Source organism: Cohnella ginsengisoli (assembly GCF_029525555.1).
GTDB classification, from domain to species: domain Bacteria; phylum Bacillota; class Bacilli; order Paenibacillales; family Paenibacillaceae; genus Cohnella; species Cohnella ginsengisoli.
Genome location: NZ_JAPDHZ010000002.1, coordinates 451615 through 474547 on the forward strand (window position 1 = coordinate 451615; position 22933 = coordinate 474547).

The following is a 22933-nucleotide window of genomic DNA, read 5'->3' on the forward strand; positions in this document are numbered from 1 at the left end:
TATATTATAACATTAATTATGAATTGTCTTCTTATATTTCGACTTTTTTTGATTTTCATATGATCTCACCCTTCTATTGCGTAACTTTTTATAACACAATTCATTCCATGTCCTTCATTTTGCATGAACCCTTACACGCACAAAAAAAGCCGTCGAAGCGACATGCAAGCCGCTTCGACGGCCTTACAACCCCCAGATGCGTCGTCAACCTGGATTCAAGGATACATCGGATTGCCGCAATCCTGGCAAAATCTCGCTTCCTCCGGCATTTCCGATCCGCACGCCGTGCAGACCTGCACGGTCGGCTTGGCAGGCGGCGGAGGCTCGGCCGCCGCCGGCTCCTCAGCGGGAACGGAACGGCTAGCAGCCCAAGCTTCGTCCGCGGACTCATCCTCCGGATAAATATCGATCGCCTGCGACGCGCGATCGGAAGCCGCGTCTTCGGGCAGCACGGACAACTCGTCTTCGGCCGGAATCTCGGCCGCAGGCGCCGCCGGCACCGGCTCCGGGAACGGCTTGCCGCAAGCCGGGCAGAAGCGGGTCTGGAACGGAACGCGCTGTCCGCACTCGCATTCCTTTTCGTTGCGCAGCTCGCGAATACGGTCCTCCAAGGCGTCGATCTCGCGGTCTTTGTCCGCGATGACCTGGCAGGCCGGGATGACTTCGCTCTCCGCCTTGGACAAGTCGCCGGCTAAGTACGCCTTGAAGACGGCTTCTCCAATTTCATTATATTGACGCTCGATCTCCTTGCGCTTGCCCGCGATTTGCGAGTGGAGCTTGGTGATCTCGACGGTCTGTTGGGCCTTCTCCGTGGCGGTGCTGACCCCTTTGCTGACTGTCTCCGTTAACTTTTTGAAGAAACTCATGAATTCCGCCTCCTAGACTCGAGCAACTGTAGCTATGTACTATGATAACCCGCCGGCCCCGTCCCGGGCAACGCCGCCGCCCTGACCGGGCCCGCGTTGGAAGCCGAGGCCGTATAGCGACAAATAAACGATCAGGATGAGCATGCCGAACAAAATCGTCAAAATCGCGCCGTTCGCGTTGATGCCGCCGATAACGCTGTTCGCCAGCCTGAACGGACTGAATACGACGTCCCAGCTATTCAGCCGGATGACTCTCCCCAAATAGACGCCGAACCCGCCGAGGAACGAGACGGCCACGATAAACAGCCAGCCCGCCGCATCTCCTAAATACCGGGAGACGAGACGATGGAATTGGCGCATCGACAAGTAGCCGAGCAGCAAGCCGCACCAAGCGAACAGGAAAAAGACGATCAGATCGTACCAAAGGAGCAGCGATTCGGAAGACTGCCGCCAGCTATAGGTGGGATTCATGATCAAGTGGATCAAGTCGGTCGTCAAATACGGCGCGTTCGGATAAAGCAGCAGCCAGCCGATCCCGAGGATCAGCAGCATCGCTCCGCGCGCAGCCGGCATCCCCGCAAGCAATCGGTTTGCCCCGGCGGCCGCCATCGAGACGACGAGCGGGAGCCAGGCCAGGAACAAATTCCATAGCAGGAACCGGTAGCGGGCATCGCCGACCTGCGCTTCCCTGACGACGAGCATGGACAGGCACAGCAGCGACGTGAAGCAAAGGATTAAAAATGCCGGCGTGACAAGCGGCTCGGCTGCAGCGCGCGGTTGATTGCGGCTCATCGTTGCGTTACCTCCTCTCAATGCTTGTTACTGTCCTATTTACACCGAATGACGGGGAAAAGTTGCGTTTAAGCGCTAAAAATAAAAAGCCATCCCGCCGGCTTCCGCCTTGGGATGGCAGTCGACCTTCGCCGGAGATTACTTGAACGCGCCTTATACGGCGCTGCCCTTAAGCGCGGCTGCGGCGAGCTCCTCGTGTTTGCGAACGTAAAGGCATACGGTCTTAATGTAGGTCGCGTGCGACCAGGTGAGCGGCGCCACGGAGAGCGGCGTACCCTGGGTCGGATGAATCTGCTCCGGCATGTTGCCGCCCTCGAGCGTCGAACGGACGATCTTCTCGAGCGTGATGCGCGGCGCTTCGAGATCGGCCAGGCTGGTCGCGGTCTCGATCTGGAAGTACGCGACCCACAGCGTACAGATGATCCACGGGTTGCCGGGTACGCGATCCAGGTCGTCGGACTGTTGGAAATAATAGTCGTTCGTGTACCGGGCGATCCCCCCCGATGTCGGTCTTGATCGACAGCCCCTGCTGGATCGCATGCATCGTACGGACGACGCGTTCGTCGCTCGCCGGGAGCACGCCGAATTCGAACAGGCCGAATACGCTGCTCTCGATCGTCATGTCCTTCTCCCACTTGCCGTCCCGCAGCGCGAGCCCCCCGCGCGAAGCGGCCGGCTTCTTCGTCCCACAAATGCGTCAGCATGCCGAGCTTGATCCGCTCCGCCACGTTGCGATAGCGGTCGCTGCGCTCGTAATCGCCGAACAGGTCCGCGAAGTACGCGGCTCCCATCAGGCCGCCGTAGACGGACGCCGAGGTGTACGTCCAGATGCCGTAGCGTTCCTCCCACAGATCGTAGCTCGGGAGCGGCAATCCGAGCGAAGGCTCGATATAGTCGCACAGGAAGGACGCCGCTTTGCGCACGAGGCTCGGATACAGCGACTGGGGCAGCTCGATCTCTCCGTGACGCTCGTAATCCTTCCAGAGCGCGAACAGCACGAGCGCCGTCTCGTCCTCCTGGATCGGCAGCCGGGGCAGGCCGTGCACGACGTACGGATGCCAGCTGGAGCCGACCGTGCCGTCCGGATTGTACTTGTGGTACAAATAGCCTTCTGGCGCGAGCGCATCGTTGCAGAAGTGGAAAAACGGCGCGATCGTGCCGTGGTAGCCGGCCAGCGACATGGCGTCCGCGATCAGCGCGCCGTCGCGCGGCCACATGTAGCTGTAGTGGTCGCGGTTATATTGAAGGATGTCGGTATCATTGGCGGCCAAGATGGCGCCGCGCTCGTCGATCTGCGTACGAACGATGAGCAGGCTGTGCTTGAACAGCCGCACGACCTCCGGCGGCAGATCGCCGAACTGATACTGCGTGCCGACCTTCGTCAGCCAGTGGTTCCAATAGATGACGATGCGGCTCAGCAGCTTTTCGGGATGGCTCTCGAGTACGTATTGATCGAGCCGCTTGACCTCCTCAAGGTCGCTGCCGACGGACATCCAGTAATAAAGCGAGCTCTCGGCGTTCCCCTGCAGCTCCAGCCTGAAGCTGATCGTGCTGTCGACGGAGCCTTGGGCGATCGCGTTGCCCATCAGCTCGCCGTCCTCGGCGTCGCGCCAAGTCCCTTCGGCCGAATGGAATCGCTTGATGCCGGTCGTGAACTGGTAGATGCCGCCGGTCTGGGAACGGCCGTTGAACATGAAGTAGGAGGAACGCTTGTAATGGAATACAGTACGGTTCATGGGATAGTATGCCGCCGTGTCGCCGACCTCGTTGCCGTCGATCATCAGGTCCTGGTGGAAAAACACGCGCACGTCCTTCGGTTCCCCCCGTCAGATTGCGAACGACGACGCGCTTCATATAGATGCTCTCCCGCTGGTGAATCCCGTCGTTGACGTACAGCTCGAGGCCGAGTCCGTCATGTCTGGCGACCACGTTCGTGACGAGCGAATTTTCGATGTAGCCGAGCTCGATCCGCCAAGACGGGTCGTCGAGCCATACGAAGGAGCCGTTGCACCAGATGCCGAACCGGCATTGCTGCCCGCCGATATGGTTGAGCTGGCCGACGAACGGGAAATAAAGATCGCGGATGAAGCAATGATCGTCGAGATTGATGAGCATCTTGCCGTTGCCGATCACGAGATGTCGGGCCATGCCAGCATTCCCCTCTCCTATTGGACCGCCCTTGCCGCGGACCGTCCCCTATTTAACGAGCTCTCTATATAGTAGTTCGTACTGCTTGGCCGAGCTACCCCAACCGTAGTCCCGCTTCGCGCCGTTGTTCACGATGCGCTTCCAGGCTTCGGGCTCTTCCCGGTAAAAACGGAGCGCGCGGCGCACCGTAAAGATCAGGTCGTGCGCGCTCGCCGGGCCGAAGGTGAAGCCGGTGCCGGTACCGGCGAACTCGTTGAACGGCTCGACCGTGTCTTTGAGCCCGCCTGTCTCCCGCACGATCGGCACCGTCCTGTAGCGCAGCGAGATGAGCTGGCTAAGGCCGCACGGTTCGAAGCGCGAGGGCATCAGGAACATGTCGGACGAAGCGTAGATCCGCCTCGCGAGTCCCTCGTTGAAGCCAAACCAGACCGCGAGCTGTCCCGGGTACCGGCGAATCGCTTCGCCGAGCAGATGTTCGAAGTGCGGGTCCCCCGAACCGAGCACGGCGAGCTGGGCGCCTTCGTCCATCAAGGCGGGGAGGCTGTCCAAAATCAAGTCGAAGCCCTTTTGCCCGACCATTCGCGAGACGACGCCGATGAGGGGGGCATTCGCATCCTCGGCCAGTCCTAACTCGCGCTGAAGCGCCGGCTTGTTCTGCCGCTTTTTCGCGAGCGAATCCCGATATCGTACGTGAAGCGCCGAATCGGTCATCGAATCGTACGATTGCGTGTCGATACCGTTCAAAATGCCGACCAGATCGCCCGCCCGCTGGCGCAGCACGCCGTCGAGCTTTTCTCCGTATTCGGCCGTCTGAATCTCGAGCGCATAAGATGGACTGACGGTCGTCAGCTTGTCCGCGAAGCGCAGTCCCGCCTTCATGCAGCTTGCGGCGCCGTAAAATTCAAGGCTGTCGCCCGTAAAGGCGTCGTCGCCGACGGAGAGCAGATCCTGCAGCAATTCGCGAGAGAACACGCCTTGATATTGCAAATTGTGGATCGTAAATACCGTCCGCACGCGTTGTACGGCCGGCTCATAGGCGTACCTCGTGCGCAGCAGAAACGGTACGAGACCGGTCTGCCAGTCGTGACAATGCACGACGTCGGGAAGCGTCTCCTCGCGCAGCATCGCCTCGACCGCAGCGAAGCTGAAAAACACGAAGCGCTCCGCGTCGTCACCGTAGCCGTAAGGCGACTCGCGCCTGAAGTAAAACTCGTTGTCGATCAAGAGAAAACGCACGCCGTCGGCCATAACCTCGTATAGCCCGCAATACTCCCTGCGCCATCCCATCGTAATATAGTAATAGCCTTTGAAAGCCGCGTCTTCCAGATAAGCGTCGGGTATGCTCCCGTACTTGGGGAGGACGACGGTCACTTCGATGCCGCGACCGCCGAGCGCCTTGGGCAGAGCCCCGATGACGTCCGCGAGCCCTCCCGTCTTGACGAGAGGGACGCCTTCGGACGCCACGAACCAAACGTTCATGGAACACCTCCGATGAGTTGGATTTTTTCTCGTAGAATCGAATATTTTAAATGATTTTGCGCTTTAGCGCGATGTACGGCAGGTCGGAAGCGCCCATCAGCTGTTGGTCGCTGCGGATTTCCACTTCTTTGTCCAAGATGCAATTCGACAGCAGGCCGTGCTCGCCGATGACCCCGTTTTGCATGACGATCGAATTGCGCACGACCGCGTCCTTGTGCACCTTGACGCCGCGAAACAGGATGCTTCCCTCCACGCGGCCTTCGATGTCGCAGCCGTTCGCGATGAGCGAGCCGGTCACCGCGGAGCCGGCGCGATAGCGGGTAGGCGGTTCGTCTTTTACCTTGGTGAAGATCGGACCCGGTTCGAAGAACAGCTCGTTCCACACCCTCGGATCCAATAGCTCGAGGCTGTGCTTGTAATAGGACGGAATGTTGTTCACGACCCCAAGGAAGCCTTCATGCATGTAAGCGTCGACCTTCAGCTCGCCGAGCCGCGGCATGACGGCGTGCCGGACGAAGTGGTCCTTGCCTTGCGCGAGCGAGGTGTCGACCAGGTCGAGCAGCAGCTCCTTGCGAAGAACGTACATCTCCATCGAGACGACGTCGCTCGCCAGCCTGCCGAAGTGATCCTGCATGTCGACGATGCGGCCGTCCGCGTCCAGCTTCGCTTTGCGCGTCAACCCCGTCACCGCATCCGGCCAGTCCTTGCATACGACCGTAATGTCCGAGCCGCGTTCGCGGTGCTGCTCGAGCACCTTGGCGAAGTCGATGTTGCATACCATATGGCTGCGCGCGACGACAACGTATTCGAGCGGACTGCGCGCGAAGTAATCCCGGTGCCGGTAAAACTGGTACAGGTCGCCTTTGCCGAAGTCGGACTGATCCTCCATCGACGGAGGCAGCACGAACAGGCCGCTTTGCTTGCTGTGCAGGTCCCAGTTGCTGCCCGAGCCCAGGTGGTCCATCAGCGAACGGTACTTCGTATGGGCGAAGACGGCGACCTTGTTCATGCCCGAATTCACCATCGAGGACAGGACGAAGTCGATCAAGCGATAGCGGGCGCCGAACGGCACCGTGGCGAGGCAGCGGGCGCTCGTGAGCGGGCCCATGTCCTCCGTCTCGTGAATCAGGTTGATGACGCCCATGAGCGGCAGTTTCATCAGGACTTCGCCTCCTCGAGTTTGGCTTCGGCTTCGATGCGGTCGCCGCTGCCGACGACGGCGATCTCTGCGGCGTCCGCGCTGCCGATGACGCAGCCGTCTCCGACGACCGCCCCGTCGCCGACGATCGCGCGCACGATCCGCGCGTTTTTTCCGATTTTCGCGTTCGGCATAATGACCGAATCCTCGATGAAGCTGCCTTCGCCTACGGTGACGCACTGGAAGAGCACCGAACGGTTGACGGTCCCTTCGACGACGCAGCCTTCGTTGATGAGCGAGCTCTGAACGCTTGACGACGGCGACAAATAATGAGCCGGCATGTTCGGGTTGACGGAATAGATGCGCCAGGACCGGTCATTGAGGTTCAGCGCAGGTTCATCCTCCAGCAGGTCCATATTGGCCTCCCAGAGCGAATCGATCGTCCCTACGTCCTTCCAGTATCCTTCGAACCGGTGGGTGAACAGTCGCGCGCCGTCTTCGAGCAGCGTCGGGATGATGTCCTTGCCGAAGTCGTTCGACGAGCCCTGCGTCGCTTCGTCGCGGATCAGCGCTTCCTTCAGAACCTTCCACGTGAAAATATAAACGCCCATCGACGCAAGATTGCTATTGGGCTGCTTCGGTTTTTCGGCGAACTCGACGACGCGGTCGTCCTCGTCCACGCTCAGGATGCCGAAGCGGCTCGCCTCCGCCCACGGCACGGTGATGACCGCGATCGTCGCGTCGGCGCGATTCCGCTTGTGGGATTCGAGAAGTTCGTCGTAGTCCATTTTGTAGATATGATCGCCTGAAATGATAAGCACGTACTCGGGGTCGTAGCCTTCGATGAAGCCCATGTTCTGATAGATCGCGTTAGCGGTGCCTTTGTACCATGTGCCGCCTTTGGAGCGGACGTAAGGCGGCAGGACATGCATGCCGCCGCCTCTTCGGTCGAGCCCCCACGAGCTGCCGATGCCGAGGTATTGATTGAGTACGAGCGGTTGGTATTGGGTCAGGACGCCCACCGTATCGATCCCTGAATTCACGCAGTTGCTTAGCGTAAAGTCGATGATTCTGTACTTGCCGCCGAAGTGCACGGCGGGCTTCGCAAGGTCCTTGGTCAATACGCCGAGCCGACGGCCTTCGCCGCCTGCCAACAGCATGGCAATGCATTCGCTCTTATGCATCCTGCTCTCCCCGCTCTCTTTGAGAATGTGCCAGGCTTGACTAGTCCTCCGCGGACGCGTCCGGCTCGAAGAGCAGGAACGTCAGCGGAGGCAGTACGATCTCCATGCTGAAGGGCTGGCCGTGCATCGGGCTGCGCTCCGCTTTGAACTTGCGGGGCATCGGCGCGCCGGAACCGCCGTAGTCTACGGCGTCGCTGTTCATCGCCAGACGGTATGAAGCGCCCGTCGGCACGCCCAAGCGAAAAACCGGATAGGCGGCTGCCGAGAAATTGCAGACGGCCACGAGATGCGCCTTCCTTTTCTTGCCGAACCGGATATAGGAAAGCACGCTCTGGGCGGCATTATCCGCGTCGATCCATCTGAAGCCTTCGGGCGAGTGATCCTGCTCCCACAGCGCGGCCTCGTTCCGGTATAACGAACCGAGGTCCCGCGTGAATCGCCGCATCGAATCGTGCAGCGGGTACCGGAGTACCGGCCAGTCAAGCTCGCCCAGGTCCTTCCACTCGTCGTACTGTCCGAACTCGCCGCCCATGAAGAGCAGCTTTTTGCCCGGATGCGTCATCCAGTAGCCGTAAAATAGCCGGAGATTCGAAAACTTCTGTTCGTAAGCGCCGGGCATCTTGTTAAGCAGCGACCGCTTGCCGTGCACGACTTCGTCGTGGGATAGCGGGAGCACGTAATTCTCGGCGTAGGCATACATCATGGAGAAGGTCGCCAAATTGTGCACCCCGGATCGATGAGCAGGCTCGGTCTCCATGTACTTGAGCATGTCGTTCATCCAACCCATGTTCCACTTGTAATTGAACCCCAGCCCGCCCAGATACACGGGAGCGGTGACGCCCGGCCAAGCCGAGGAATCTTCGGCGATGACGAGCGCGTTCGGGTAATAGCGGAACACGACCTCGTTCAGCTTGCGGATCCAGGCAAGCGCGTCGAGATTGTCGACGCCGCCGCGCTTGTTCCTCGTGTGCATTTCCGGCGGCTTGTCGAAGTTCAGGTCGATCATGCTCGCCACGGCGTCGACCCGTATGCCGTCGATATGGTACACGTCCATCCAGAAGAGCGCGTTCGAGATGAGGAAGCTCTGAACCTCGGGCCTTCCGAAATCGAAGGCCAGCGTGCCCCAGAGCGGCTTTTCGGCGACGCGCCAATCGGCGGGCTCGTAGAGCGGCTGGCCGTCGAACCGGCGCAGTCCGTGATCGTCCTTGCAAAAATGACCGGGCACCCAATCCAGAAGTACCCCGATTCCGCGCTCATGGCACCGGTCCACGAGCTTTTTCAGTCCGTCGGGGTGTCCGTACCTGCTGGTGGCCGAGTAATAGCCGGTCGTCTGATAGCCCCAGGAACGGTCGAACGGGTGCTCCGTGACAGGCAGGAGCTCGATATGCGTATATCCGTTGTCCGCGACATAATCGACGAGCTCGTGCGCGAGCCGCTCGTAGGACCAAAATTGCTCGGGGCCGTCGATTCGCCAGGAGCCCAGATGCACCTCGTAGATGAGCATCGGCCGTTCGTAGGGCTTGCTTCGGCTCCTCCTCTCCTGCCACGAATGGTCTCCCCAAGAATAATTATCCAAATTCGCCACCACGGAAGCGGTTCCCGGGCGAAGTTCCGAAAAGAACGCGAACGGGTCGGATTTGAGGAAGACGCGTCCGGCTGCGTCCACGATCTCGTACTTGTAAGCCGCGCCCTCGCCGATGCCGGGAAAGAACCCCTGCCAGACGCCGGTCGAACCCGACGGCGCGAGGGGATGCGACGCTCCGCGCCAGCCGTTAAAGTCGCCGGCCACCCTGACTTCGCGGGCATGCGGGGCCCACACGGCGAATCTCGTGCCGCGTTCGCCGTCCCGTTCGCACGGATGCGCGCCGAATGCGCGATAAGCGCGAAACAATTCTCCGTTGTTATACAAATACAGATCATGCTGCGATACCGATGCCGTACCGGTCGTCATATCGGACCCTCCTTGGCGGACAAAGCGGCGGGATCGCCAATTGCGTTAAATTTTTGTCATTTTTCCTCACATGCAACAACTGTATTATGTTTATTATAGAGGAATGTTCCTCCCTTTTCATCCGCCTTTCCTAAAAAAAGTTCCGGCATTTGCGATAAAATAACCTCCCGCGTCAGTCCTATCCAAAGGACTGGAACGGGAGGCTGCAGCAGCCGTCCATGCGCTTATCGGTTAAAATACGAGGCCTGCTCCTTGAGCGTCAGCGACTTGGCCCGGAGCGATTCGGACGAAGCCGCGATCTCCTCCATCACCGCCGTCTGCTCCTGCGAGGAAGAGGACACCTGCTCGGCCCCGCCGCGAATCTCGCCTGCCACCTCGGCCACCCTGCGGGCTTCGCCAAGCGCCCGGCCGGCCTGCTCGGCCTGCTCGGACATCCGGCTCGCGATCCGCTCCACGATCGAGCCGACTTCGGCGGCTTCCCTGGCCACGATGCCGAATGCTTCGGCGGATGCTTTGCCCTGTTCCGATTCATGCTCCGCCACTTGGGCCTGGCGCTGGATATGCCCGACGCATGCGCCGACTTCGGCTTGAATCTGCGCGATCAGTTGACGAATATCCTTGACCGCGCTAGCGCTTTGTCCCGCCAGCGTCATGACGGCCTGGGCGACGACCGCGAAGCCTTTGCCTTCCTCGCCGGCCCTCGCCGCTTCGATCGAAGCGTTGAGCGCGAGCAGGTTCGTCTGCTCGGCGAAGTCGCCGACGACGTTCGAGATGGATCCGATCTTGTCGGCATTGTCGCTCAGACGGTTCACGATCTCGAGCGCCGTGCGGTTCTGCTCGGCCAGTTGATCCATGCCGGACACGAGCGAGCTGAAGACCGCCTCGCTCCGCGCGACCGTGCCGTTCATGCGCTCGGTCTTATCCTTGGCGGCCGCGGCGCTCTCGTCGGCGATACGGGCGGCGTCGGCCAGCCGTTCGACCGACGCTTGCATCGCCTCGGCGGACGCGAACTGCCTCTCCGTGCCCTCGGTGATCCGCTCGGCATGGCGCGACATCTCCTCGATTCGAAGCGCCGCTTGCGAGATCGCGCCCTGGAGCTCGGCCGCATGCTGATCCGTCTGCGCCGAATTGTCCAGTATGCTGCCCGTAATGGTCTTCAGCCGGTCGAGCATGCCCTGGAACGCCGCCCCGAGCTGCGCGAGCTCGTCCCCGGTTCCGCTCGCGTGCACGCGCACGCCGAGATTGCCTTGCTCCGCCTCCTTGGCGGCGGCCGTCAGCGAGAGCAGGGGACGCAGCAGCCATCTGGCCGCGAATAAACCGAACAGCCCCGTCCAAAAAACGCCGAGCGCCAGCGTCAAAAGAACGAATACCCAAAAAAGGCATGAAATCAAACGTTTTTTTTCATTTCCAGCAGTACGAAAGCGCTGGTCGCATAAGTGATGCCGGACACCAGCGTAATGCCGACGACCATTTTCGCGACGATTCCCATCCCTTTGTTCATGTCGAAGCCTCCATCATTCTGTCAATTCGCCTATTAGACAAAATTCGACTTCGGCCTGTCTCATCCTCTTGTCTATTCGGTGACATTCGCTGTTTCGAAGCGTGTCGAAAATGCGTCCATCGCTTGTCCGAATCGCAAACGAATGGTGAACGGGTGGTGAACGGGTGGCGAACGAACGAATCTAGCGGGCGAAAAAACGAAAACCGCCGGAACGCAGGTTCCGGCGGTTGCCTTCTCGCGGATCAGCGGCCCCAGGCGGCCTGGCCGAACCGCAGCTCGTTTTTAAGCTGCCTCGCGTTCGTCGATGCGTCGATGACGATCGTCTCGATGCCTGCCAGCTCGGCAAAATCGAGCAATTGTTCCGTCGTCACCGCGAACGAATAGACGGTATGATGCGCGCCGCCGGCCAGAATCCAAGCCTCCGCGCCAGCCGAGAGCGACGGCTCCGGCTTCCATAGGACGCGCGCGACTGGCAGCTTCGGCATCTCGCGTTCGACCGGCACCCCGTTCACTTCGTTCACGATCAGGCGGAATCGGGTTCCCAGATCGACGATCGAGGCGTTCAGCGCCTTGCCGCCTTTGCCGTCGAAAACGATGCGCGCCGGGTCGGCCTTGCCGCCGATGCCGAGCGGATGAACCTCGATGCGGGGCTTCGAAGCCGCGAGCGTCGGGCATACCTCCAGCATATGGGCGCCCAGCACAAGCTCGTTGCTCGGCTCGAAGTGGTACGTGTAGTCCTCCATGAAAGAGGTATCCTTGCCGCCCGCGATGATTTTCATCAAACGCGTAAGCGCCGCGGTCTTCCAGTCCCCTTCGCCGGCGAAGCCGTATCCCTGCTCCATCAAGCGCTGTACGGCGAGGCCGGGCAGCTGCTCGAGACCGTGCAGATCCTCGAACGTCGTCGTGAATGCCGTGAAGCCGCCCTCTTCCAGGAATCGCTTCATCGCGATCTCCAAGCGAGCCTGATAGGCGATCGCATCGCGCACGGGTCCGTCGGAGCGGCCCGCTTCGACGATTTCGTAGCGCTCGGCGTACTCGCCGAGAAGCGCTTCGACTTCAGCGTCGGTCACCTTGTTGACGTATTGAACGAGGTCGCCTACGCCATGCGTATTGACCGACCAGCCAAATTTGATTTGCGCTTCGACCTTGTCGCCTTCGGTCACCGCGACTTGTCGCATATTGTCGCCGAACCGGACGACCTTAAGCCGCTTGCTCTCGTTCCAGGCGACGGCCGTGCGCTGCCATGCGCCGACGCGGGCATGGACATCCTCGCTGCTCCAATGGCCGACGACGACCTTGCGGGCGATGCCGAGGCGTGCGCCGATGAATCCGTATTCGCGGTCCCCGTGCGCGGCTTGGTTCGTATTCATGAAGTCCATGTCGATCGAATCCCAAGGAATGTCGCGGTTATATTGCGTATGCAGGTGGAGCAAAGGCTTGCGCAGCTCCGTCAGACCCGCGATCCACATTTTGGCCGGGGAAAACGTATGCATCCACGTGATGACGCCGGCGCAATCCTCGTCGACGTTCGCTTCGTTCAGCACGCGGCGGATCTCTTCCGGCGTCGTCACGACAGGCTTGAACAGGACCGGATACAAGACGCGCCCGGTCAGCGCTTCCGCGATCTCGCGGGAGTGGGCGGCCACTTCTTCCAGCGTGTCCGGACCGTACAGATGCTGGCTGCCGGTAATGAACCAAAACGTATAGGGTTTCACTTGAAGCATGACGCTACCTCCTTGGATAAGAGCGAATCAACTCGATTATTGCGATTCAACTTGTACGTACCTTTACACTTTCATAATAACGAATATCGCGCATGCAATCAACACTTGTATGTACATGTTAAAAGATTTTTAAGCACGACGAAAAAAGAAGCCGCCGAAGCCGCTTCAGTCAAGCGGTTTCGGCGGCGCCTCGGTAGCACTCTCCCCCTCAGAATCCGGGCAGGTTGTCGAGATTGTTGTCTTCCCGTCCGTCCGGGTTCGAGCGCAGATGCTCGTCGCCGTCGCGGCCGCGGAAAACGTTGACGTTTTCGATCTGGTCGTTTTTCGCCATCTGCTGCGCTTCTTTGTAGCCTACCACTTGGCCCGAAGACAGCTTCAGCTCCACGATGTCGCCGTCGCCGTTTTTGCGAACGCCTACGACTTGTTCACGATCCGCCATGTCTTCCACCTCCTGTCGAGGTTAGCATGCCGCCGATCGAATCACATTATTCGCCGTTAACGTGTCCAACCGCCGCTCAGCCTTTGCCGGCGATGATCATCACGCCACGCGCGGGCACTTCTACGCGCCCTGGCGCGTCGGCGCCGGTCAGCAGTTCGGTGCCGTTCACGTCGAACTTGACGACGGCAGGCTCGGGATTGTGGTTCAGCAGGAAGAGGAAGCGATCTTCGCCCTTGACGCGCACGGTCGACTCTACGCCGGCCGGCGCGCTGACGAGCGGCAGAATCCCCTTATCCTCGCACAGCTGTCCGAGCAAATCCTCGAGGAAGGAGGCTTCGGGGCTCGTTGCAACGTACCAGGCCTCTCCCTCTCCGAAGCGATTCACCGTTACGGAAGGCATGCCCGCATAAAAGTCGCGGCCGTACTCGGCGACGACCTGCGCGCTCTCGGCATGGATCAAGTCGCACAATATTCTGCATTCGTAACTGCCCGACAAGCGGCCTTGCCCGGCGTCCTTGACGACGATCGCGTTCGTCGTGTCCGGGAACAGCGCGTCGATCTCCTCCGCCCATATGCCGAGCAGCTTGCGAAGCTCGCCCGGGTAGCCGCCGACCGTCACGATGTCGCTCTCGTTCACGATGCCGCTGAAAAACGTCGTCACGAACGTGCCGCCGGCCGCCGTGAACGCTTCGGCCCGCTGCGCGAAGCCCGGCTTCACCATATAGAGTACCGGAGCGATGACGATGTCGTACGCGCCAAGATCGTCCTCCACCCCGATCATGTCGACGGGGATGTGCTGCTTGAACAAGGCATCGTAATACTTGTGCACTTCGTCGACGTACTTCAGATGCACGGTCGGCCCGCTAGACAGATCGAGCGCCCAGCGGTTTTCCCAGTCGAACAATATCGCCACGCGCGCGCCGCTCCTGGCGTCGAGCAGGCTGTCGCCGAGGCGGCCGAGCTCCACGCCAAGCTCCGCGCATTCGCGGAATACGCGCGTATGCTCGTGCCCGACGTGCTCGATGACGGCGCCGTGATATTTCTCGCAGGCCCCGATCGAACGGCGAAGCTGGAAAAACATCACGGTATCCGCGCCGCGCGCGACCGCTTGGTAGCTCCAAAGGCGCATGACGCCGGGACGCTTCAGCGTGTTGACCGGCTGCCAGTTCTGCTGGCTCGGCGTCTGCTCCATGAGCATGAACGGCTGCCCTTGCCGCAGGCCGCGCATGAGATCATGCGTCATCGCGGTGAGGCTGACCGGCGTATCGAGCGACGGATAATTGTCCCACGAGATGATGTCCAGGTACGGCGCCCATTTAAAGTAATCCAGCTCCGGATACAGCCCCATCAGATTCGTCGTAATCGGCAGATGCGGCGTATGCTTCTTGATCTCGTCGTATTCGATCCGATAGCATTCGAGCAGGCTGTCGGACATGAATCTTCGAAAATCGAGGGAAATGCCCTGGAAGTTCGTCCGGTTGCCGTCCCACTCCTCGCTCAGCGCGTTCGGCAGCACGATCTCTTCCCAATCGTAAAACGTGTGTCCCCAAAACCGGGTGTTCCAAGCTTTGTTGAGGGCGTCAAGCGTGCCGTAGCGCGCCTGCAGCCACGTCCGGAAAGCCGCTTCCGACTGCTCGCTGTAATCGTACCCGCCGTATTCGTTGGAGATATGCCAGATCAGTACGGCCGGATGGTCCTTGTAACGCTCCGCGAGCTTGCCCGCGAGCGCCTTGGCGAACCGACGGTAGACCGGACTGTTCGGATTGGAGTTGTGCCGTCCGCCGAATTTGCGCTTGCGGCCTTGATAGTCGACCCGCGTGACCTCCGGATATTTGCGAGCCATCCAAGCCGGATGCGCGCCCGTGCCCGTCGCCAGGCAGACGTACACGCCATTGCGGTAAAGCCGGTCGATCGTCTCGTCCAGCCAAGCGAAGTCGTAAGTAGTCTCGTCAGGTTGAATCAACGCCCAGGAAAATACGTTAACGGTCGCCACGTCGATGCCGGCAAGCTTGAACATCCGATCGTCCTCGGCCCATGTTTGCGCATCCCATTGCTCCGGATTGTAGTCTCCGCCGTACCAGATTTTCGGCAGCTTATCGTTGATCATGCGCGCGCACATCCTTTATCATATAATTATATCTTCATCTTAACGCAGTCCGATGTCCCGCTAAATATAATCATTGCCCGATTCGATATAAGAAAACAACAGGAAGTGCTGCGCAAATGCGGACATACAGAAGATTCGCGATCCCCTCCGGGCAGACAGGCCAGCTCCCCTTGTTCGTCGAGACGATCGGAACCGTGCTCGAGGAAGGAAAAATCGCTCGTCCGTCCGGTTACCCTTTTTACCATTGGCTGCAAACTTTAAGCGGCGAAGGCGCGTTTACCGTTAGCGGCAGAAAATACAGCCTTCCTGCCGGCTCCGGCATCCTGGTCCCGACGGAGGAGGCGCATGTCTACGAACCAGCCTCCGAGGCGTGGGAGACGGCGTATTTAACGTTCGGCGGAACCGCGGCGGCGACGATGCTGATCGCGCTCGGCCTGGTCGAGCCGGTGCCGATTCACTGGGAAGGGGATTCCCCCCTTAGCCGATTTTTTGGAGCGGATGCTGGATCGAACCGAGACCGACGACGATCCGTTCGGCCTGGAGGCGTCCGCGGATGCCTATCGGTTCCTGCTCACGCTGCGGCGGCATGGCCGATCGGGCAGACAGGACTCGGTCGACCGCGCGTCGGAGCGGCTGCGTCCGCTCATCGAATGGATGGAACGGCACTATGCCGATCCCGACGCGGGCTTGGCCGACATGCGAGCGGTGCTCGGCATGCCGCCCAGCACGATGAACGAGCTGTTCAGACGGGCGTTCGGCCAGTCCCCCTACAACTATCTCATCGACCTGCGGATTCGCAAAGCGAAGGAGATGCTGATCGGCCGTCCGCAGGAGACCGTCTCGCGAATCGCGACGTTCGCGGGTTTTCGCGATACGAGCCACTTCGTCGCCACGTTCAGGCGCAAAACCGGGCTGCCGCCAGACAAGTTTAGGCAGCTGTACGAATAAAAACGCGGGTTCCTGCTGTCCAGGCAATTAGACCTGAGACTTGGGGATACCGCGCGTATGGTTGTGGAGGCCTTCTATTTGGAGAACTAATAACGATGTCGCGTATCGTTATTTTTGTGCCGCGAATCGCGTTTCAGGCAAATAACGATGTCGCGTATCGTTATTTCGTGCTGCGTGCCGCGTTGCGGGCAAATAGCAAAATAGCGGACGCGACTCTTTAGCGCGTCACTTCCTGGCCGCCGTCCAGGAGACGCAGCATCTCTTCCCGGCGGGGCAAGCCCTCCCAGTCGCCTTTGAACTGCGTCGCCAGCGCGCCGAGCAGGTTCGCGCGATCGAGCGCGGCCTTGAGGTAGGCGCTGTCGCTCTGACGCTCGTTTTCCAGCCATGCGGACAGGAAGCCCGCCGCAAAGGCATCTCCGGCGCCGACCGTATCGACGACGCGCTTCACGACATGCGGCTCCGCCATGACGGCGGCCTGCGAGGAAAAGGCAACGGAGCCCTGCTCGCCCAGCTTCAGCACGACGGTCTTCGGCCCCATGCCCAAGAAGTCGGCGCCGTATTCGGCCTCGCTCTTCGTCCCGAGCAGAAACTCGGCCTCCTCGAGCCCCGGCATGAACACGTCGCAAAGCGGAATCAGGGACAGCAGCGTCTGACGCGCTTTTTCCTCGGACCAGAGCTTGCGGCGCAGGTTCGGGTCGAAGGAGACGGACAAGCCCTCGTTGCGGGCGGCGATCATCGCCGCGCGGATCGCGTTCTCGGCACCGTAGCTGAGCGCGGGCGTGATGCCCGTCACATGCAGATGTCCCGCGTTCGCGAACCATTCGGGACGGATATGTTCCTGCGTCAGCGTGCTGGCCGCCGAGCCTTTGCGGTAGTAATAGACGTTGGGATCGCCGTATCCTTTGAATTCTTTGAAATAGATCGCGGTCGGATGGCTGTCGTCCCGTTCGGCCAGGCTCGTGTCCACGCCCTCGCCCGCCAGCGTCGACAAGATCAGATCCCCGAACGGATCTTTGCCGAGACGGCTGATCCAGCGTACCTTCAATCCCATTCGAGACAAGCCGATCGCCACGTTCGATTCGGCGCCGGCGACGGAGCGCGTGAAAAGCGGCGCGTAGGCCAGCGGTCCGTCATGGATGGGCTGCATCAGCACCATGCTCTCGCCGATCGTGACGACGTCCGCCCAGTTCGCGCTCATGCTCCCGCTCCTTCGCGTACGGCGTCGGCGAACGCGCGGGCGCGCGCCGTCAGCTCGTCGAACCGGCCCTCGGCGATCAATCGCTTGTCGACGAGATTGCCGCCCAAGCCGACCGCCACCGCGCCGGCGTCGAATACGGATTGAATGTTGCCCAGGTTAACGCCGCCCGTCGCGATCATCGGGATGTGATTGAGCGGCGCGCGGATTTCCTTGAGATAGCCTGCCCCCAGCGATGCGAACGGGAACACTTTGACTGCCGACGCGCCCGCTTTGTACGCCTTGACGATCTCGGTCGGCGTCATTGTGCCCGGCCATACCTCAATGCCGTTCTCCGCGCCGTAATAGACAATCTCTTCGTCCAGGTTCGGCGAGATGAGATACTCGGCGCCCGCCGCCACCGCTTCTTTGGCTTGCCCGATATCCAGCACCGTGCCTGCGCCGATTCGAAGCTTGCCCGCATAGCCTTCGCGAAAACGGGAGATCATCCCGAGGGCGCCGTCCGTATTGAGCGTAACCTCCAGGAACACGATTCCCCCGTCAGCCAGCGCCTTCGCCGTCCGGTCGCCGTTCGCTTCGTCGATGCCCCGGATGATCGCCACGATTTTTTCGCGGGACAGCTCCTCAAGCAGCTTTTTCATCTCCAACCACTCTCCCCATGCGATTCAAAACGCCAATAATTTCAGTTTATCACCATCATCGGCCAAGATAAAGTTAGGAATGCGACATAAATAAACTTAAATAAACGCAAATAAACCGCATTTCCGTGTTTTGATACGGAAATGCGGTCCAAATGATACGGGAATGGCCCCATATAATATAAGCTTCGGTCAGGCGCCGGTCGCAGCCTGCTGTCCGTCCGCTTGGGTCTTACCCTGGCCTTGCACCCGGCCTTGCACCTGGCCTTGACCTTGTCCGCCGCGCATACCGCCGCCGAAGCCGCCACCGAGGCCGCCCAGGCGGATCGATTCGGCCTCTTGCGCGCCTTCCTTCAGCGTCACCGTGATGACGTCGTCCGGCTTCAGATCCCCGATGGCGATCTCGGTCTCCGTCCGCTGTCCGTCCGCCATCTCCGTCTTGTAAATCTTCGTCGCGTCGGTAACCGTGATATCCTCGGTTTCTTCGGTGAACATGTTGGCCATATCGGGCCGCTGGCCTCCCTGACCCGCTTGTCCGCCAGCCCCGCCTTGTCCAGCCTGCCCGCCGGCTTGGCGATCCGCCCCTTGCTGCGGCGGATCGCCGCTCGGCGGCTGCGCGTCTCCGCTTGGCGCGGCGCCGTCGCCCGCGTTCTGGCCGGCGCCCTGGCGGTTGCCGCCCATTCGACCGCCGCCTTGTCCGGGCTGGAACGAAGACTTGTAGATCGTAATTGTATTGCCGTTCACGCTCTTAATCTTCCCTAGCGTTCCCATCGCCTGCATGCCGCCGAAGCCGCCGCCTTGACCGGCCGCAGCCTGATCGCCCGCAGCGGCGGCGCCGGGCTGGTCGCCGACAGCCGCCTGCGCAATCGCCGCAGCCCCGCCATCGTCGGCTTTGGAGCCGCAGCCCGCCAGCAATGCAACCGTTAACGCCGCCCACGCAAGCACTGTCCATTTTTTGTTCATTCGCCCACCATCTCCTCCCATGTCCTATCAGCAAGGTATCACGGGCAAATGAATGGATCGTGAACAAAATCTGAAATGGGGATAAAACTTCACTTCAGCTCGCGTCTTCCGAAAATCTGCCGCCGGAAAATTGGCTGTTGTACAGGTCGGCGTAAAAACCGCCGCTGGCAAGCAACGCCTCGTGCGTGCCCTGTTCGATCACGGTCCCCTTGTTCATGACGAGGATCAGATCGGCCTCCCGGATCGTCGATAAGCGATGCGCAATGACGAAGCTGGTGCGGCCTTGCATGAGCCTGTTCATCGCCGTCTGAATGTTCGCCTCGGTCCGCGTATCGACGCTGCTCGTCGCTTCGTCGAGAATCAGAATCGCTGGGTCGGCCAAAATGGCGCGGGCGATCGTAAGCAGTTGCTTTTGCCCTTGCGACAAGTTCGAGGCTTCCTCGTTCAGCACGGTGTCGTACCCGTCGGGCAGCGTGCGGATGAAGTGATCCGCGAACGCCGCCTTCGCGGCATCCACCACCTCCGCCTCGGTCGCGCCGGCGCGGCCGTAAGCGATGTTGTCGCGGATCGTGCCGCCAAAGAGCCATGTATCCTGCAGCACCATGCCGAACAGGCTGCGAAGGTTGCCGCGCTTCAGCTTGGAAATATCGGTGCCGTCGACCGTAATCGTCCCGCCGTTCACTTCGTAGAAACGCATGAGCAGGTTGACGAGCGTCGTCTTGCCCGCGCCGGTCGGCCCGACGATCGCGACGGTTTGACCGGCCTTCACGTCGATGTTCATATCCGCGATGAGCGGCACGTCTTCCTTGTAGCTGAAATCCACATGTTTGAACGCTACGTGGCCTACGACGTGAGCGGGATCGAGTTCCTTTTTCTCCTCGGGCATCTCCTCGCTCTCGTCGAGCAGTTCGAACACCCGCTCCGCCGATGCGACCGTCGATTGAATGATATTGGCGATGTTCGCGGTCTGGGTGATCGGCATCGTGAATTGCCGCGCGTATTGAATGAACGCCTGGATGTCCCCGATGTTGATCGCCTGGCGCGTGACGAGCACGCCGCCTACGACGCTGATCGCGACATACCCGATGTTGCCGATGAAGCTCATGAGCGGCATCATGATGCCGGAGACGAATTGCGCGCGCCAGCCGGCGTCGTACAGCCGATCGTTGATGGCGTCGAATTTCTCGACCGCCTTCCGTTCGTGGCCGTAAGCCTTGACGATCTGGTGGCCGGTATACATCTCTTCGACGTGGCCGTTCAGCTCGCCGAGATTTTTTTGCTGGCCGATAAAGTAGCCCTGCGACTTGCCCGCGATCGCCTTGATGACCAGGAAGCTGAGCGGAAGCGTCAGCAGCACGATGAGCGTCAGCAGCGGACTGATCGTCAGCATCATGACGATGACGCCGATGATCGTGACGACGGATGTAATGAGCTGCGTCAGGCTTTGCTGCAGCGTGTTGCTGATATTGTCCACGTCGTTGACGACGCGGCTCAGGATCTCTCCGTGCGTGCGCGAATCGAAAAACTTGAGCGGCAGGCGGGCGAGCTTTTCGTTGACGTCGTTGCGCAGCTTGTAGACGGTACGCTGGGCGACGCCGGCCATCAAGTATTGTTGGATGTAGCTGAAGACGGCGCTCAGCACGTACAAACCGATCAGCCAAGCGATGATCGTCTCGATGCCGGGCCAGTCGATCTTGGCGTTCGGATCTATGATACCCGCGAACAACTTCGTCGTCGCATGCCCGAGAATCTTCGGGCTAAGAATGGAAAAGACCGTACTTACGATTGCCGCGGCAAACACCGTAATCAGCGTGAAACGGAACGGCTTCAAATAGCCGACCAGCCTGCGGAACGTGCCTTTGAAGTCCTTGGCCTTCTGCACCGGCATGCCCGGCCTTCCGCCCGGATGACCGCCGAATGGGCCGGGCCCGCCCGGTCCGCCGCCCTGTCGCGGGGGGTTCCCCTCTGCCTGCGCCTGGTTGCTGGCTCATGCGATCTCCTCCTCCGTCAGCTGCGAAGACACGATTTCTTTATAGATCTCGCTCGATTGCAGCAATTGTTTGTGCGTGCCGACGGCCGCGATCTCCCCGTCGTCGAGCACGATGATGCGATCTGCGTCCATGACCGTGCTTACGCGCTGCGCGACGATCAGGACGGTCGCCTCCGTCGTCTCGCTCTTCAGCGCGGCTCTAAGCTTCGCGTCCGTCTTGAAGTCAAGCGCCGAGAAGCTGTCGTCGAAAATATAGATGTCCGGCCGCCGCACGAGCGCGCGGGCGATGGAGAGCCGCTGCTTCTGCCCGCCGGATACGTTGGTGCCGCCTTGGGCGATATGCGCGCCGTAGCCGCCTTCCATTCCGTTGATGAAGTCGGCCGCTTGCGCGATCTCAGCGGCATGGCGAAGCTCCTCGTCCGTCGCGTCTTCTTTGCCGTAACGGATATTGTCCGCGATCGATCCGGTGAAGAGCACCGCCTTCTGCGGCACGAGGCCGATCTGCGATCGAAGCTCCGTTTGAGGACGCTCCCGCACGTCTGTGCCGCCGATCCGGATGCTGCCCGAATCCACGTCGTAGAAGCGAGGGATCAGATTGACGAGGGTCGACTTGCCTGAGCCCGTACCTCCGATGATCGCGGTCACCTCGCCGGGGTCCGCCCGGAAGCTGACGTTCTTAAGCGCGGGCTGCTCTGCGCCGGGATAGCTGAACGTGACATCGTCGAACTCGACGACGCCTCGCAGCTCCGTACGGCCGGCACGCGCGTGCGGCGCGTCGTTCACGACGGGCGACATTTCCAGTACCTCGTTGATGCGGACGGCCGAAGCCGACGCGCGCGGCACCATGACGAACATCATCGACAGCATGAGCATCGAGAACATGATTTGCATCGCGTATTGGAGGAACGCCATCAGGTCCCCGACCTCCATATGGCCGTGGCTGACCCGAAGGCCCCCGAACCAGATGATCGCGACGCTCGAAAAGTTCATGATCAGCATCATGAGCGGCCAGAGGACGGCCATAATCTGGTTGACCCGTACGGAGGTGTCCGTGAGGTCGCGGTTCGCTTCGACGAATCGCGCCTGCTCGTGCCCGATGCGTCCGAACGATCGGATAACGCGGATGCCCGTCAGACCCTCGCGAAGCACGAGGTTCAGCTTATCGAGCTTTTTTTGAATGACTCTGAACAAAGGGATGCCTTTGCGCGCGACCAGGACGATCGTCAGAACGAGTACCGGTACGGCCACGACGAGCACGAGCGACAGCCGGGCGTCCTTGGAGACGGCCATGATGATGCCGCCGATGCTCATCATCGGCGCCATGACCATCATCCGCAGCATCATCATGAGCACCTGCTGTACCTGGTTGATGTCGTTGGTCGTGCGGGTGATCAGCGAGGCGGTGCCGATCTTGTCGAACTCCTGCAGCGAATACTGCTCGACGCGGGAAAAAACCTTGCCCCGGACGAGCCGTCCGAAGCCCGCCGATATGCGCGACGAGTAATAGCTCGCCAGGATCGATACGCCGGTGCCGACGAGCGCCACGGCGAGCATGAAGCCGCCGATCCGCAGGATGTAAGCGGTATCGCCGCCGCGCTTGACGATGCCTTCGTCGACGATGTCCGCCATTAAGGTCGGCAGGTACAGCTCGGACAGCGACTGCAGCAGGATCAGCGCCATGACCAGGACGACGAGGGCCCTGTACGGCGCGAGCAGTCTGAACAGCTTTAACATGTACGTCATCCTCTCCCGATTACTAGGTTGTTGCTTTTGAACAAAAGGATATCCCTACCCTATCCTTCAATTATGAATTCAATATGAACCAAAGCGAGTTTGTCCGCAAGTCTCAAATGGCATAAAATAGAGAGGA

The 22933-nt window shown here is 60.4% G+C and carries 16 protein-coding genes and 2 pseudogenes; 2 read left to right on the forward strand and 16 right to left on the reverse strand.

Features of this window, described 5'->3' with window-relative positions; genetic code table 11:
- Nucleotides 1-215 precede the first annotated feature (215 nt).
- From OMP38_RS02335 to OMP38_RS02385, 11 genes and pseudogenes are all read right to left on the reverse strand, one after another.
- Nucleotides 216-866 (reverse strand): zinc-ribbon domain-containing protein, encoded by a 651-nt coding sequence (locus OMP38_RS02335; protein WP_277563706.1) that lies wholly within the window; start codon nucleotides 864-866, stop codon nucleotides 216-218.
- Nucleotides 867-905: 39 nt separating this feature from the next.
- On the reverse strand, nucleotides 906-1658 hold the full coding sequence (locus tag OMP38_RS02340) for a DUF1361 domain-containing protein (RefSeq protein WP_277563707.1): 753 nt from the start codon (nucleotides 1656-1658) through the stop codon (nucleotides 906-908).
- Between the two features lie 153 nt (nucleotides 1659-1811).
- Nucleotides 1812-3806: pseudogene (locus OMP38_RS02345) on the reverse strand (glycoside hydrolase family 15 protein).
- A gap of 48 nt (nucleotides 3807-3854) precedes the next feature.
- On the reverse strand, nucleotides 3855-5285 hold the full coding sequence (gene glgA, locus OMP38_RS02350) for a glycogen synthase GlgA (RefSeq protein ID WP_277563708.1): 1431 nt from the start codon (nucleotides 5283-5285) through the stop codon (nucleotides 3855-3857).
- A gap of 46 nt (nucleotides 5286-5331) precedes the next feature.
- Nucleotides 5332-6444, reverse strand: a complete 1113-nt coding sequence (glgD, locus tag OMP38_RS02355) for a glucose-1-phosphate adenylyltransferase subunit GlgD (RefSeq protein ID WP_277563709.1) — start codon at nucleotides 6442-6444, stop codon at nucleotides 5332-5334.
- Nucleotides 6444-7607, reverse strand: a complete 1164-nt coding sequence (locus tag OMP38_RS02360; RefSeq protein WP_277563710.1) for a glucose-1-phosphate adenylyltransferase — start codon at nucleotides 7605-7607, stop codon at nucleotides 6444-6446. Before OMP38_RS02360 ends, glgD begins: the two co-directional genes overlap by 1 nt.
- A 40-nt stretch (nucleotides 7608-7647) precedes the next feature.
- The gene (gene glgB / locus OMP38_RS02365; protein ID WP_277563711.1) at nucleotides 7648-9558 is read right to left on the reverse strand and encodes a 1,4-alpha-glucan branching protein GlgB; all 1911 of its coding nucleotides are present in this window, start codon (nucleotides 9556-9558) and stop codon (nucleotides 7648-7650) included.
- Nucleotides 9559-9782: 224 nt separating this feature from the next.
- The gene (locus OMP38_RS02370; RefSeq protein WP_277563712.1) at nucleotides 9783-10916 is read right to left on the reverse strand and encodes a methyl-accepting chemotaxis protein; all 1134 of its coding nucleotides are present in this window, start codon (nucleotides 10914-10916) and stop codon (nucleotides 9783-9785) included.
- A gap of 385 nt (nucleotides 10917-11301) precedes the next feature.
- Nucleotides 11302-12783 (reverse strand): L-arabinose isomerase, encoded by a 1482-nt coding sequence (araA, locus tag OMP38_RS02375; protein WP_277563713.1) that lies wholly within the window; start codon nucleotides 12781-12783, stop codon nucleotides 11302-11304.
- Nucleotides 12784-12991: 208 nt separating this feature from the next.
- The gene (locus OMP38_RS02380) at nucleotides 12992-13222 is read right to left on the reverse strand and encodes a DUF3892 domain-containing protein (RefSeq protein ID WP_090113173.1); all 231 of its coding nucleotides are present in this window, start codon (nucleotides 13220-13222) and stop codon (nucleotides 12992-12994) included.
- A gap of 76 nt (nucleotides 13223-13298) precedes the next feature.
- Entirely contained in the window at nucleotides 13299-15329 is a 2031-nt protein-coding gene (locus OMP38_RS02385; protein WP_277563714.1) for a beta-galactosidase, read from the reverse strand.
- Between the two features lie 116 nt (nucleotides 15330-15445).
- Here OMP38_RS02385 and OMP38_RS35465 point away from each other — a divergent pair.
- Together OMP38_RS35465 and OMP38_RS02390 are read left to right on the forward strand one after the other, a co-directional pair.
- Nucleotides 15446-15811: pseudogene (locus OMP38_RS35465) on the forward strand (AraC family ligand binding domain-containing protein); the annotation flags it as partial.
- Nucleotides 15812-15827: 16 nt separating this feature from the next.
- The gene (locus tag OMP38_RS02390) at nucleotides 15828-16277 is read left to right on the forward strand and encodes a helix-turn-helix domain-containing protein (protein ID WP_277563715.1); all 450 of its coding nucleotides are present in this window, start codon (nucleotides 15828-15830) and stop codon (nucleotides 16275-16277) included.
- A 217-nt stretch (nucleotides 16278-16494) separates the two neighbouring features.
- On the opposite strand, the gene OMP38_RS02395 is transcribed toward OMP38_RS02390, so the two are convergent.
- From OMP38_RS02395 to OMP38_RS02415, 5 genes are all read right to left on the reverse strand, one after another.
- A complete protein-coding gene (locus tag OMP38_RS02395) occupies nucleotides 16495-17475 on the reverse strand; it encodes a sugar kinase (protein WP_277563716.1) in 981 nt (326 codons plus the stop codon).
- Nucleotides 17472-18113 (reverse strand): bifunctional 4-hydroxy-2-oxoglutarate aldolase/2-dehydro-3-deoxy-phosphogluconate aldolase, encoded by a 642-nt coding sequence (locus tag OMP38_RS02400; RefSeq protein ID WP_277563717.1) that lies wholly within the window; start codon nucleotides 18111-18113, stop codon nucleotides 17472-17474. The genes OMP38_RS02395 and OMP38_RS02400 overlap by 4 nt, the downstream gene beginning before the upstream one ends.
- A 189-nt stretch (nucleotides 18114-18302) precedes the next feature.
- On the reverse strand, nucleotides 18303-19073 hold the full coding sequence (locus OMP38_RS02405) for a hypothetical protein (protein WP_277563718.1): 771 nt from the start codon (nucleotides 19071-19073) through the stop codon (nucleotides 18303-18305).
- Nucleotides 19074-19167: 94 nt separating this feature from the next.
- Nucleotides 19168-20961, reverse strand: coding sequence for an ABC transporter ATP-binding protein (locus OMP38_RS02410; protein ID WP_277563719.1), 1794 nt, complete (start codon nucleotides 20959-20961; stop codon nucleotides 19168-19170).
- A gap of 99 nt (nucleotides 20962-21060) precedes the next feature.
- Nucleotides 21061-22797 (reverse strand): ABC transporter ATP-binding protein, encoded by a 1737-nt coding sequence (locus tag OMP38_RS02415; protein ID WP_277565142.1) that lies wholly within the window; start codon nucleotides 22795-22797, stop codon nucleotides 21061-21063.
- Between the last annotated feature and the right edge of the window lie 136 nt (nucleotides 22798-22933).